The following is a 13,481-nucleotide window of genomic DNA, read 5'->3' on the forward strand; positions in this document are numbered from 1 at the left end:
CGGGTCGCATTGGTCCTTTCGACCTCGCCCGCCTACCCTGGGGAGGTCGTCGGGATGACGACTGGAGATGAAGTGGGAGTTTGACGACCGATGAGTGATTCGGACGACGCAGCGTGGATCGCCGCCGCCGGGGCTCCACGGCCACAGACCAGCAGCCCTTTCTCCTTCCAGAGCTCTGCCCCGGACGACCAGCCGTTCTCGAACGGTGCTGCCGGTGAAGAGTCGGCTCCCGATCAGGTCGTTCCCGCCGACGACACTGCTCCTGACGACGAGTTGGCCGCTGCCCAGAAAGTTGCGGTGTCCAATGCCGAGCCCGACACCGATGCCAACGGTGCCGGCTCGAATGGTTCTATCCGGAACAGTGCAGTGACGCCGGCCGAGGACGAGGTCGTCCCGGCGCTGATCGCCAAGCCCGAACCGCCAGAATCCGAGATGGGCCCGACCGGTCGGCCGCGGCGTTCCATCCCCGAACCGGCGGTCCTCAACTCACACGGACCGGCGCGGGTCATCGCCATGTGCAACCAGAAGGGTGGCGTCGGCAAGACCACGTCGACCCTGAACCTGGGTGCGGCGCTCGCCGAGTACGGCCGGCGTGTCCTGCTCGTCGACCTGGACCCCCAGGGCGCACTGTCCGCCGGACTCGGGATCGGGGTGCCGCCCCACGAACTCGACCGCACCATCTACAACCTCATGCTGGAGAAGAACACCACCATCACCGACGTGCTGGTGCCGACCCGCGTCGAGGGTATGGACCTGCTGCCGGCCAACATCGATCTCTCGGCCGCCGAGGTGCAGCTGATCAACGAGGTCGGGCGCGAGCACACCCTGGCCCGTGCGCTGCGCCCGATGCTCCACGAGTACGACTACATCCTGATCGACTGCCAGCCGTCGCTGGGCCTGCTCACCGTCAACGCCCTGGCCTGCGCCCACGGCGTGATCATGCCCGTTGCGGCCGAGTTCTTCTCGCTTCGCGGGGTCGCGCTGCTGGTGGACACCATCGACAAGGTCAAGGACCGGATCAACCCGGACCTCGAGATCGACGGGGTCCTCATCACCATGTTCGACGGCCGCACCGTGCACGCCCGCGAGGTCGTCGCGATGTTGGTGCAGCGCTTCGGCGATGACGTCTACGACACCGTCGTGGCCCGCACGGTGAAGTTCCCGGAGACCACGGTGGCCGGCGAACCCATCACCACCTATGCACCGACATCGCCTGCGGCAGAAGCATTTCGCACCCTCGCACGGGAAGTGATCGCGAGATGACCGCGCGGGCGGGGGTCATCACCCCGGCCGCAGCGTCGCCAGATTCTCCAAGCACACCGGAGCTGGTTGGCGCGCGGCCGTCATTCCACGTGCACCTGGCCAACTTCGAGGGTCCGTTCGACCTGCTGCTGCAGTTGATCGGGCAGCACCGGATGGACGTCACCGAAGTGGCGCTGCACACCGTCACCGACGACTTCATCCGCCACATCCGCACGATGGGCAAGGATGTCGACCTCGGCGTCGTCACCGAGTTCCTGGTGGTGGCCGCCACCCTGCTGGATCTCAAGGCCGCAAGGCTGCTGCCCGACGGCGAGGTCGAGGACAACGCGGACATCGATCTGCTCGAGGCCCGTGACCTGTTGTTCGCGCGGCTACTGGCCTATCGGGCCTACCAGCAGGTCACCGTGCTGTTCCAGGAGCTGGAAGCCGCTGCGCTGCGGCGCTTCCCGCGGGCCGTCACGCTCGAGGACCGCTACCTCGGGTTGCTGCCCGAGGTGCAGATCGGCATGGACGCGGCACGTTTCGCTGAAATGGCGGCCGGGGTGTTCCTGCCCAAGCCGCCGCCGCCTTCGGTGTCGCTGGATCACATCCACTCCTCCCCGGTCTCCGTCGCGCTGCACACCGCAGCCATCCGGGAACTGTTGGCGGCCAGGGGTCAGGCGACGTTCGGCGAGCTGATCGCCGGGTGCACGCAGACCATGGAGGTGGTGGCCCGGTTCCTCGGGCTGCTGAACCTGTATCGCGAGGCCGCGGTGGCGTTCGACCAGCCGGAACCGTTGGGGCTGTTGATGGTTCGCTGGACCGGCGACGTCCCCGACCCGGCCGGTGTGATCGTCGACGAGGAGTACGAATGACCGCCCCGGAGGAGCTCGCCGAGGAGAGCCCGATCGAGGCCACCGTCGGCATCGTCCCGGAGCACGATGTGGTCGGCGCGCTCGAGGCCGTGCTGCTGGTGGTCGACTCGCCGGCCACCGAATCCACCCTGGCCACGGCCATCGGGCTCGGCGCCGACCGGGTCAGGGCGGAATTGATCGCGCTGGCCCAGCGCTACACCGAGGCGGGCTCTGGCATCGAGCTCCGTCAGGTGGGCGGCGGTTGGCGTTTCTACACCCGCGACCGGTTCGCGCCGGTGGTGGAGCGGTTCGTCCTCGACGGCCAGCAGGGGCGGCTCTCCAAGGCCGCCCTGGAGACGCTGGCCGTGATCGCCTATCGGCAGCCGGTCACCAGAGCACGCATCGCCGGTGTCCGCGGTGTCAACGTCGACGGCGTCATCCGCACCCTGGTCGCCCGCGGCCTGATCGAAGAAGTCGGGCAGGACTCCGAAACCGGTGGCCTGCTGTACCGCACGACCGAGTTGTTCATCGAACGGCTCGGGCTCTCCAGCCTCGAGGACCTTCCTTCCCTTGGCCCCCTGCTCCCGGAAATCGACACCCTCGAAGATGAATGACAACCCTCCCGCCAAGAAGCGGAACCCCTCCACCAGGCTCAAGAACACCGGCCGGATCAACCCGGGCGACCTCGAATTCGACTCGGGCGACGACGCCAACGCCGAGGGGGTCCGCCTGCAGAAGGTGCTGGCCGCTGCCGGTGTCGCCTCGCGCCGCAAGGCCGAGGAACTGATCAAGCTCGGCCGGGTCAAGGTCGACGGCGTCGTGGTCAAGGAGATGGGTCTGCGCATCGACCCGGACAACGCCGTGGTGCACGTGGACGGCAACCGGATCGTGGTCCGCGAGGACCAGGTCTACCTGGCGCTGAACAAGATGCCCGGCATGCTGTCCACCATGTCCGACGAGCTCGGCCGGCCGCACATCGGCCAGCTGCTGGTCGACCGTCCGGAGCGGCTGTTCCACGTCGGACGGCTCGACATGGATTCCGAGGGTCTGCTGCTGCTGACGAATGACGGTGAACTGGCCCACCGGCTGACGCACCCGTCCTACAGCGTCATGAAGACCTACATGGCCGAGATCCCGGGCCCGGTCCCGCGCGATCTTGGTCGGCGCCTGCGCGCCGGGATCGAACTGGACGACGGCATCGCCAAGATCGACCACTTCGACGTGGTCGACCTGCACGCCGGCCGCGCGGTCGTCGAGGTAGTGCTGCACGAGGGCCGCAAGCACATCGTCCGGCGGCTGCTCGGCGAGGTCGGCCACCCGGTGTCGCGGCTGGTACGCACCAAGATCGGTGACGTGCAGCTCGGGCACCAGCGTCCGGGCACCCTGCGCAAGCTGAACCCGGTCGAGATCGCCCTGCTGTACAAGGCTGTCGGCCTATGAGCCGGGGCGGCAGCCGGACCAGCGGTGAGAGATCAGGCGAGGCAGGCACTTTCATCATCGCGATCGATGGCCCATCGGGGACGGGCAAGTCCACCGTCGCGCGTCGGGTGGCCGCCGCGCTCGGGGCCGGCTACCTGGATACCGGGGCGATGTACCGCATGGTGACGTTGGCCGTGCTGCGCGCCGGGGTCGATCCGGTGGACTCGACGGCGGTGGTCGAGGTGCTCGAGGGGCTCAACTTCTCCTCGCCGCAGGGGCCGGGCCACCAGGCCCACATCCTGCACGGCGTGGACGTCAGCGACGAGATCCGCGGGCAGGACGTCACTCTCGCGGTGACGCCGGTGTCGGCGAACCCGTCGGTGCGGGCCTGGCTCTTCGATCGGCAGCAGCTGCTCGCACATTCGGGGCGAATGGTGGTGGAGGGCAGGGACATCGGGACGGTGATCGCGCCCGAAGCCGACCTGAAGATCTACCTGACGGCCGATGCGGCCGAGCGCGCCCGTCGTCGGCATACCCAGAACGTCGGTGCAGCAGCCGGTTCGCACGTGTCGGGACTCGATCTCGCGGCGGTGGCCCAGGATCTCGAGCGCCGCGACACCCACGATGCCACCCGAGCCCATGCTCCGCTCCAGGCAGCGGCTGACGCAGTGGTGCTCGATTCGTCCTCGCTCGAATTGTCCGAGACGGTCGACGAGGTGCTGGAACTGGCCCGGTCCCGGGGCATCCGATGAGGTGGTGGCACCTCGGTGGTGATGACGACCCGACGCCGGAGTCTGCCGGCCACAAGGGCATGGACCGCGGGCGCCGCATCGGTATTGCGCTGTCGCTGCTGATGTACCGGCAGCGGGTGACGGGTGCCGGACGGGTGCCCGCGACCGGCCCACTGGTCGTCGTCGCGAACCACTCGAACTTCTTCGACGGTCCGGTGCTCTTCGGCGCGCTGCCGCGCCGGGTCTCGTTCCTGATCAAGGCGGAGGCGGTGACCGGTCCGATGGGCTGGTTGCTGAGGAACGTCGGACAGTATGCGATCCACCGCGACGTCCCGGACCGGAAACCGTTGCTGGATGCGCTGTCCCAGCTGAAGGCCGGCGGGGCGATCGGAATCTTCCCGGAAGGCACCCGCGGTGACGGCACGGTGCAGAACATCTCCGGCGGTGCCGGTTGGCTGGCCACCAGGGCCGGAGCGGCCGTCCTGCCGGTGGCCGTCCGCGGTACCGCGCGGCCCGACGGTTCCCGCCGGCGGTTCCGGCCGCCGGTGCGCGTGCTGATCGGTGACCCGTTCCCCATCCCGGCCGGCGCCGGCAGGAAAGCCGTCGACGCCGCCACAGACCTGATACGAGATCGGTTGTCCTCGCTGGTGATCCAGCTCGACAAGGCGATCAGCAGCACCACGAATGAGAAGGCAAAGAAATGACTGAATTCAGCGAGGGCAAGGCGTTCAGCGACGGTATTGCGGAGTCGGCTGCGGGCGACGGCATCTGGACCGAGGAGTCGGAATTCGCCGGCTGGGAGAACGACATCGACGGCGAAGGCGAAGGGGGACCGGTCGTCCCGGCCCCGACGCTGGCCATCGTCGGCCGGCCCAACGTCGGGAAGTCGACGTTGGTCAACCGCATCATCGGCCGCCGCGAGGCCGTCGTCCAGGACATCCCCGGAGTCACCCGGGATCGCGTGTCCTACGACGCGCTGTGGGCCGGACGCCGGTTCACCGTGGTCGACACCGGCGGTTGGGAGCCCGACGCGCAAGGTATGGCCGCCGAAGTCGCGCTGCAGGCCGAACGGGCGATGAAGACCACCGACGCCGTGCTGGTGGTGGTGGACGCCTCGGTCGGCGCCACCCACACCGACGAGGCCATCGCGAAGGTACTCCGCCGGTCCAAGGTGCCCGTCATCCTGGTGGCGAACAAGGTCGACGACGAGCGCACCCTCGCCGACGCTGCCGCGCTGTGGAACCTCGGGCTCGGCGAGCCGTGGCCGGTGTCCGCGTTGCACGGCCGCGGATCGGGTGACCTGCTCGACGCGATCATGGCGGCCATGCCCGAGGCTCCGTCCGAGTTCGCCGCGAACCAGGGCGGCCCGCGACGGGTCGCGCTGCTCGGTAAGCCCAACGTCGGTAAGTCCTCCCTGCTGAACAAGCTGTCGGGCGAGTCGCGCTCGGTGGTCGACTCGGTCGCCGGGACCACCATCGACCCGGTCGACTCGCTGGTCGAACTGGACGGCGAGATCTGGCGTTTCGTCGACACCGCGGGCCTCCGCAAGCGGGTGCACCAGGCCAAGGGCATGGAGTTCTACGCGTCGCTCCGGACGCAGTCCGCGCTGGAATCGGCCGAGGTCGCGGTCGTGCTGATCGACTCGTCCTCGCCGCTGTCCGAGCAGGACCAGCGGGTGATGACGATGGTGATCGAGTCCGGCCGGGCGCTGGTGATCGCGATGAACAAGGCCGACCTCGTCGACGGCGACCGTCGTGAGGAGATCGAACGTGAACTGGACCGCGACCTCAACCGGGTGCAGTGGGCCGAGGTCATCAACATCTCCGCCAAGACCGGCCGGGCCGTCCACCGGCTGGCGCCGGCGCTGCGAACCGCGCTCGACTCGTGGGACAAGCGGATCCCGACCGGACAGCTGAACAACTGGCTCGGCACGCTGATCCAGGGCACCCCGCCGCCGGTGCGCAGCGGCAAGCAGCCGCGGGTGATGTTCGCGACGCAGGCCGGCAACCGCCCGCCGACGTTCGTGCTGTTCACCACCGGTTTCCTCGAGGCCGGCTACCGCCGGTTCATCGAGCGTCGTCTCCGCGAGGACTTCGGCTTCAAGGGCTCGCCGGTCCGCGTCAACGTCCGCGTCCGGGAGAAGCGCGGCGCCAAGAAGTAGATCCGGTCTACTCCGGCAGCACTGCGCCGCCGGCGGGCAGGAGGCCGGCGGCGATCAGTTCGACCGTGACGGCCACTGCGATGGACTGGACCAGCAGCAGAGCCACCAGGACGAGCACCTGGGTGGCGCCGGCCTGCCAGGGCGAGGCGCCGGCCAGCAGGACGCCGACGAAGGCGCCGGGCAGTGTCACCAGACCGACGGTCCTGGTCTGGTCCATCCCGGGGATCAGCGCCAAGGCGGCGGCGGGGCGAGCCACCAGGATCACCGCGTCCCGCCGCAGGAAACCGAGCGAGAGTGCCGCCTCGTACTCACCTCTCCGCGACGTCAGCTCTTCCGCGGTGCGGCGGCCGGCCAGCGAGGTGGCCGTCATGGCGCCGCCGATCAGGATGCCGGCGCTGGGCAGCACCGCGACGGGGTGCAGCGGGACGACGGTGCTGGCCAGGATCAGCGTGAGCGTCGGGAGCAGGCCGGCCAGGATCGGCACCACCGCCCACCAGGATCGGAGCCGCAAGGACCCGGTGATCCGCTTCGCGGAGGTCCCGCCGCCGACGACCGTCATCAACGTCAGGAACGCCGCAGTCAGCCACCATGACCGGAGGACGAACCCGATGATGAGCGAGACGGCGGCCAGTTGGACGATGGCACGGGCGACGGCGATCAGGGTGTCCCGGGCCCGCCCCAGCTCGAGCAGCTTGACGATCAGCGCGGCCGCAGCGGCGATCACCACGAGGAGGACCGCGAGCAGCGGGCCGATCATGACGGTGTTCAGCGCATCTCCTCGTGAGTCCGGCCCGGGGCGTGCGGGCGGTCCGGACCATCATGCGCGCTGCGGTAGTCTGGTCAGGCCCGGCATGCCGGGCGGCCGGGATGTGGCGCAGCTTGGTAGCGCACTTGACTGGGGGTCAAGGGGTCGCAGGTTCAAATCCTGTCATCCCGACTAGGCCGCAACGACTCTCACTCAGAGTGGTTGCGGCTTTCGTCGTTCTGGCCCGGACCATCCGGACGCTCCAGCGCAGCCGACGGAAGTTCCCGTCGGCCGCGCTGGTCCGGATGCTCATTCAACAGAACGTCCCGCTTGCTGATCAGCCGACCGGGTCGGCCAGCACCTCCAGCCGGCTGATCCGGACGAAGCCGTCCGAGGCACCCGGCGCAGCACTGGTCATCGTCAGGCGGAGTTGGGTGGTGTTCACCGGGTCGAAGGCGAAGACCGTCGGGTCGCCGGCGGCCGCCCCCGGGGTGGTGGTGAGCCCGGTGACCGCAGACCAGGCCGCACCGTCCCAGAACTGGACCTGGGTGGTTTGCGGTGCCGCGTACCTGCCGGCGGTGACGGTGAAGGCAGCGGTGGCCGAGGACACCGTGTGGGCCGCCGGCCAACTGACCGACACCCAGTCAGCGGCATTCGCCTTGCTGACCGCCGGCAGCAGCGCGGTCGCCGACTTGTTGTAGTAGTTCGACCAGGCGGTGGTGGCCGAGTCATCCAGCAGCGCAGCCGGAACGGTGTCGCCGGCCCCGGAGTAGCTGGCGTCCGCGCTCGATTCGAACGCCGAGCCTTGGCTCGCGATATCGGTAGGGGCGCCGGCCGCGACCACCTCGATCCGGGCGCTGGCCCGGTAGTGGGTGCCGACGAGCTTCCCGGTGACGGTGACGGTGTGTCCGGCGGTGAGATCCGTTGCCGCGGGGCGGTTCCATTCTACGGCTGTGTCCGCCTGGTAGCCATCGGTGTAACCGACCCGGATGGTGCCGGGCAGCAACGGCGCCACCCCGACCACCGTCGTTCCTGCGTACCAGCCGATGTCCTGCACGTCGTAGACCGTCACCACCGCCGTAGCGGCAAGCTTCGACCCAGTGACCTTGCCGATGATCCGGTGGGTACCCGGCTCCGCCCAGCTGCCCGTCTTCTTCCAGACCACCGGCAGCGCGCTCGTCCTGCCGTTGGCGGCGACCGCGGTGATCTTCTTCGGCAGCGTCGGCGTGCCGCCGATGGCGACACGCACGTGCACCGGTTGAATGCCGACCGTGGCCTCGGAGCTGGTTCTGGTCGGGAAGATCGTGGTCGACTGCGGAGTCAGGTTCGCTCCGGTGACCGTCACCGTGATCGGCTCCGCCGAGCCGTTGGATTGCACGATGGCCAGTGCCTTGCCGTTGAAGGCCGAACGATCGGAGGACTTGTAGTTCTCGGCGCTCTCCTGCCGACCGTTGTCCAGCCCGACCAGGGTGCCGCCACCGGTGACCGAGAAGTGCAGGGGGTCATCGGCATCGGGAACCATGGTGCCGGCCTTGTCGACGACATCGACGGTGATGTAGGACAACGACCTGCCGTCGGCCGGGATCGCGGCCCGGTCGGGAGTCAGGCTCGTGGTGGTCGCCCTGCCCGCAGTGGTCAGCTTGTCGGTCGCGATCACCTTGCCGTTCCTGGTGGCGACCGCCTCGAGCGTTCCGGCCTCGAACGGCACGTTCCAGGCGAGGTGCAGCTTGCCGGTGCTGCCGTTCGGGCTGGTGTAGCTGCCGCCGGGGAAGGTCTTGTCGTCGCCGGTCGGTTCGGTGGTTTCCAGATAGCTGCGGCCGTCGGTCGTGGTTTTGTGGTCGAAGGTCCGGACGCCGAGAGACTTGCCGTTGAGGAAGAGCTCCACGGTGTCGGCGTTTGAGTAGGCCCAGACCGAGACCGGCTGCCCCGGCTGGTAATCCGTCCAGTTCATCGGCAGCAGGTGCACCATCGGTGTAGGCGACCACTGGCTCTGGAACAGGTAGAACATGTCCTTGGGGAAGCCCGCAGTATCGACCGCCCCGAAGTAGGACGACTTGACGGGGAACACGTCGTAGGGGGTCGGCTCGCCGATGTAGTCGAAGCCCGACCACAGGAATTCGCCGAGGAAGTACTTGCGGTCGCGGTCCTTCTTGAGTCCGTACTCGCCGCTCATCGTCCAGGACGCAAGGTTGTTGTCGTAGGACGACGCATTGCGCTTGCCCGGCGTGTAGTTCTCACCGGTGTTCGGGTAGGCCGGGTCCTGGTAGGAGCCCCGGGTCGAGGTCTCGGAGGAGGACTCCGACTCGAACAGGAACTTCGTGGGGAATGCGGCGTGCAGCGCATCCACCGACTTGGCGGTGTTGTAGTTCAGACCGAGACCATCCAGGTTGTTCAGGATCTGGGCGGTCGCCGAGGTGGGCGATGGCACCGAACGGTACTTGTCCGAGCCGATGACCACGGGCCGGGTGTCGTCCACTGCCTTGATATCCGCGATCAGCTTCTTGGAGATGGTCAGCCCGGCGGCGCTGGTGGAGTCGGGGATCTCGTTGCCGATCGACCACAGGATCACCGACGGCGAATTGCGGTGCGCGTACACCATCTCCTTGATGTCGGAGTCGCTGTTCGCGTCGAAGAACCGGCCGTAGTCGTAGGTGCGCTTGGGGGTGTGCCAGGTGTCGAACGCCTCCACCATCACCACGATGCCCATCTCGTCGCAGAGCTGCATGATCTCCGGCGAGGGCGGGTTGTGCGAGGTGCGGAAGGCGTTGACGCCCATGTTTTTCATGATCGTCAGTTCGCGGCGCAGCGCGTCCATGTTGGTCGCCGAGCCCAGCGCCCCCTGATCGTGGTGCAGGTCGACACCCTGCAGCTTGAGGTGTTTGCCGTTGAGAGTCATCCCCTGGTTCGGGTCGATGTCGTAGTAGCGGAAACCGAAGGACGTGGTGGTGCTGTCCACTGTCGCGCTGCCGACCTTGACGTCGGTTCGGACCCGGTACAGGTACGGATCTCCGGTCGACCACAGGTGCGGCCTGCTCACCGGAATGGTGGCCGGCACGGTCTGCTGTCCCACCGGCAGGGTGAACTTCGACGAGGCCTTGCCGACCGGCTTCCCGGTGGCATCCAGCACAGTGGTGACGACAGTGGTTGCGGCGTTGCGCTTCCCGTCATTCGAAATGGTGGTCTCGACGTGCGCGACCCCACGGCGTTGGGCGAGGTCGGCCTCCAGCGTCGGGGTGGTGACATACGTTCCCCAGCGGGCGACGTGTACCGGGGCGGTGACGGTCAGGTGGGTGTTGCGGTAGATGCCGCTGCCGGAGTACCACCGGCTGCTCGGCAGCTTGTTCTGCACCTTGACCGCGATCACGTTGGGGGTGCCGCCGGTATGGGCCAGCGTGGTCAGATCGACGCTGAAGCCGGTGTACCCGTAGGGGTGGGCTGCAGCCAGTGTGCCGTTGACGTAGACAGACGAGTCCATGTAGACGCCGTCGAACTCGACCGTGATCTGCTTTCCGGCATCGGCCTTCGGGAGGGTGAAGGTCTTGCGGTACCAGCCGAGACCACCCTGCAGGAAGCCGGTGCCGCTGTCGGTGCCGGCCTCGGCCACCGGGTCGAGGCCGATGCTCCAGTCGTGCGGGAGCTTGACCGCATCCCAGGTGGTGTCGTCGTAACCCGGGTCGGCCGCCCGTGCGTACGCCCCGGTCGGATCGGTGATGTCCTGGGAGTTGACGAGGGCAAACCGCCAGTCGTCGTTGAAGCTGACGGTGCGGGTGCCGTCGTCGAGGGTGCCCTGGATCTTGTCCGACCCGGCCGGCTGCGGTGCAACGGCGGCGACAGGCGCCGACGTCGCTACCGCGAGGCCTGCGGAGGCCTGGGCGGCCTGACCCGGTGGGGCTGCGGCCGAGGGTTGCGCTCCAAGCGGGACCAGTAGTCCCGCCGCCAGAAAAAGGGCGAACGTGGCTGCAAGGCGACGTCGGACCGGACGGGCTCGGCGATCAGCGTTGACCAAGGCAAACCTCCACAAATGGGAATGACGTGCGGTGACCGTATCGTCACGTGTAGACATAGGTCAACAGATCCGAACAGGTTTCTATCAGAGTCGGTTTCGAACTCGACATTTTAGGACAAATACCGTCAAAGATTTCGGCGTCGGTTCCCGGGCCTGCGCGGGGAGAGCGACTGTCGCGACCCGGCGACCACACCGAATCTGCTTCGACCCGGCGACCATGTCGAACCTGCTTCGACTCGGCGGCCCTGGGCCCGACGTGCGAAGCGAGGCAACCCGGCGCGGTGCACACCGATGGTCGGTAAACCCATCGCCGTGGACAGCGGATCGTAGTCAACTGAGTGCGTGGAGCTATATTTGACGGCCGATCCCCGGTCGGGTTCACAGCACGCTGTGGAGTCTTGGGGTCTGGTCGGGAGGTCGGATGGACGTCGCCGAACCCGGTCGCCGCAGACTGGATCGAACCGGTCCGGGGGTAGCCGAGCCGGAATCCCATCGCTCCCCGGACCCGTTGGCCGACATCGGTTTCGGTGCGGATGGTGCCGAACCGAGGCGAAGTCTCCAGCCGCTGGTCTGCCTCAGATCCGGCCGCCGGCGCCGACTCGCGTCTGGAAGAAGAGGGGCCGCCCGCTAGTGCCGACCGACAGGGCGATCAGGACCATCAGCGGGACGATCACCGGGATGCTCAAGACGGTCAACGCGAGGTCCGCGCACCGTTTCACCCGCTCGCCGGAGCGACCGCTCCGCCGGCTGATCGGCAACCAGGGCAAGGCGGCAGGCTTGGGACCTCGACTCGCCCAGGATCGAGTCGAGGCGACCGAGGTCCACCGGAAGATCGAACTGCTCGAGCAGGTGCAATTCGCGGCTCAGTGCCGGTGTCAGCGGTGGCGACTCCGGCCCACCGACGGTGACGGCGCACCAGCGCATCGAGGACTTCCGGCCGGCTGGGGCGTCGTCGGGGCCGGCCGGTAACAGGGTCAACGTCGCCGGGCTCGGTCGTTCCGATGAGGTTGACGAGTTGGGCAGGGCGAGGTACGGATCGACCTCCGGTGGCCCGGATCTCGACGGATGGCCGGGTACGACAGGGCTGGTGGTGATGTGGCACCCACTTGAGTTCAGGTGATGCTCGTGGCCGATAGGACCAGGGGTGCGAGGAGAGCTTTCCAACTCCGGGTAACGAGACGCTGACCCTGTGAAGCTGGATCGGAAATTAGCCGACTCCCCGGACAGTGGGCAATATGTCGCTCGAAGCTGCGCGGCGAATCACTCTGGAGATGGGTAAGGTTGACCAAGTGTGACGACGTCTGGACCGTACAAATAGGCAGGCGGGGGATCGGCCACCTTTCCGTGAATAGCCGGCGAAGCGTTCGGGCGGCAGTCGGCAGATCCCAACAGTCAGTCGACTATGGACGAGCCGGATAGCCGGAGATCCGCTCCGGTAGAGATGATCCCGATGTCGTCGTGAATGGCGGACCTGCTTGGTGTCGCCGCCCGACCGGGCGGTTGTCCCTGCGAGGCCGGGTATTTCGGCGTGTGGTCGAAATGGCCGATTCCAGTCGGACTGGCGAGGTGCCTATGGATCAACGGCTGGTACGGAGTCGGTGCAGTGGCCGGTCGCGCGGCTTTTCCCACAGGTATCTTTCCCTGGTCAGGAGCCTTCCTGCGCGGCCGGCACCGGTACTCCGCAGGCATGATCCGTGCGGTGATGGGGCACCATGTGGGGGTGATCAGGGGTCGCCCGAAGGACGCCCGGATCGCACACCACGACAGGGCCGGCCCGTGCGGCCGGCCCTTTGGAGAAGAAGGAGTCATCAATGCCATCACGCAAGGCGCGTACCGAATGGAGCGGCGGACTGCAGGACGGGTCCGGGAAGGTCTCGCTGGTCAGCTCCGGCATCGGCAGCTACGACGTATCGTTCCCGCGGCGCGCCGCCGACGAAGCCGGCGGAACGACCAGCCCCGAAGAGCTGATCGCCGCGGCTCATACCTCGTGCTATGCCATGCAGCTGTCCGCGATCATCGGTGAGGCCGGTGGCACGGTGAAGAGCCTGGTCGCCGACGCGGAGGTCGGACTGGGACCGGACCCGGCGGGCGGATTCCGGCTCACCGGGATCAAGCTCACCGTGCGCGGACAGGTCGAGGGCCTCGACGCCGACGGATTCGCCACGGCCGCGCAGGCGGCCAAGGAGACCTGCCCGATCTCGAAGGCGCTCACCGGCGTGACCATCACGCTGGACGCCGCCCTCGCGTAGTCCGTAGCGGCCGGGCCTTGCGGAGTCGACCCCCGCATGGCCCGGCCGTGCGTCCGGCCGGGCCTTCCAGACCC

General features: G+C 67.9%; 11 protein-coding genes and 1 tRNA gene. 10 read left to right on the forward strand and 2 right to left on the reverse strand.

All coding sequences use genetic code 11. From position 1 onward, the window contains the following. Positions 1-90 precede the first annotated feature (90 nt). From ABIB25_RS19500 to der, 7 genes are read left to right on the forward strand one after another with little or no spacing between them, the layout of a single operon-like run. On the forward strand, positions 91-1,263 hold the full coding sequence (locus ABIB25_RS19500; RefSeq protein ID WP_354530179.1) for a ParA family protein: 1,173 nt from the start codon (positions 91-93) through the stop codon (positions 1,261-1,263). Continuing rightward, positions 1,260-2,117, forward strand: coding sequence for a segregation and condensation protein A (locus tag ABIB25_RS19505; RefSeq protein ID WP_354530180.1), 858 nt, complete (start codon positions 1,260-1,262; stop codon positions 2,115-2,117). Before ABIB25_RS19500 ends, ABIB25_RS19505 begins: the two co-directional genes overlap by 4 nt. Continuing rightward, positions 2,114-2,710, forward strand: coding sequence for an SMC-Scp complex subunit ScpB (gene scpB / locus ABIB25_RS19510; RefSeq protein ID WP_354530181.1), 597 nt, complete (start codon positions 2,114-2,116; stop codon positions 2,708-2,710). The genes ABIB25_RS19505 and scpB overlap by 4 nt, the downstream gene beginning before the upstream one ends. Continuing rightward, positions 2,703-3,536: a pseudouridine synthase gene (locus ABIB25_RS19515; protein ID WP_354530182.1), complete on the forward strand. Its 834-nt coding sequence runs from the start codon at positions 2,703-2,705 to the stop codon at positions 3,534-3,536. Before scpB ends, ABIB25_RS19515 begins: the two co-directional genes overlap by 8 nt. Further along, a complete protein-coding gene (gene cmk / locus ABIB25_RS19520; protein ID WP_354530184.1) occupies positions 3,533-4,267 on the forward strand; it encodes a (d)CMP kinase in 735 nt (244 codons plus the stop codon). Before ABIB25_RS19515 ends, cmk begins: the two co-directional genes overlap by 4 nt. Beyond that, a complete protein-coding gene (locus ABIB25_RS19525; protein WP_354530185.1) occupies positions 4,264-4,950 on the forward strand; it encodes a lysophospholipid acyltransferase family protein in 687 nt (228 codons plus the stop codon). Before cmk ends, ABIB25_RS19525 begins: the two co-directional genes overlap by 4 nt. Continuing rightward, positions 4,947-6,407, forward strand: a complete 1,461-nt coding sequence (der, locus tag ABIB25_RS19530) for a ribosome biogenesis GTPase Der (protein WP_354530186.1) — start codon at positions 4,947-4,949, stop codon at positions 6,405-6,407. The genes ABIB25_RS19525 and der overlap by 4 nt, the downstream gene beginning before the upstream one ends. Before the next feature lie 7 nt (positions 6,408-6,414). On the opposite strand, the gene ABIB25_RS19535 is transcribed toward der, so the two are convergent. Next, complete coding sequence (locus tag ABIB25_RS19535; protein WP_354530187.1) at positions 6,415-7,164, reverse strand: ABC transporter permease; 750 nt, start codon at positions 7,162-7,164, stop codon at positions 6,415-6,417. A 106-nt stretch (positions 7,165-7,270) separates the two neighbouring features. Here ABIB25_RS19535 and ABIB25_RS19540 point away from each other — a divergent pair. Next, positions 7,271-7,344: transfer RNA gene (locus ABIB25_RS19540), tRNA-Pro, on the forward strand. 145 nt (positions 7,345-7,489) lie between these two features. Here the strand turns inward: ABIB25_RS19540 and ABIB25_RS19545 are convergent. After that, positions 7,490-11,158, reverse strand: a complete 3,669-nt coding sequence (locus ABIB25_RS19545; RefSeq protein ID WP_502919858.1) for a glycoside hydrolase family 2 TIM barrel-domain containing protein — start codon at positions 11,156-11,158, stop codon at positions 7,490-7,492. A 678-nt stretch (positions 11,159-11,836) separates the two neighbouring features. Here ABIB25_RS19545 and ABIB25_RS19550 point away from each other — a divergent pair. Both ABIB25_RS19550 and ABIB25_RS19555 read left to right on the forward strand, forming a co-directional pair. Beyond that, complete coding sequence (locus tag ABIB25_RS19550; protein ID WP_354530188.1) at positions 11,837-12,127, forward strand: hypothetical protein; 291 nt, start codon at positions 11,837-11,839, stop codon at positions 12,125-12,127. An 842-nt stretch (positions 12,128-12,969) separates the two neighbouring features. Further along, positions 12,970-13,407: an OsmC family peroxiredoxin gene (locus ABIB25_RS19555; protein WP_354530189.1), complete on the forward strand. Its 438-nt coding sequence runs from the start codon at positions 12,970-12,972 to the stop codon at positions 13,405-13,407. Positions 13,408-13,481 lie beyond the last annotated feature (74 nt).

The organism is Nakamurella sp. UYEF19 (genome assembly GCF_040546275.1).
Taxonomy (GTDB): Bacteria; Actinomycetota; Actinomycetes; order Mycobacteriales; family Nakamurellaceae; genus Nakamurella.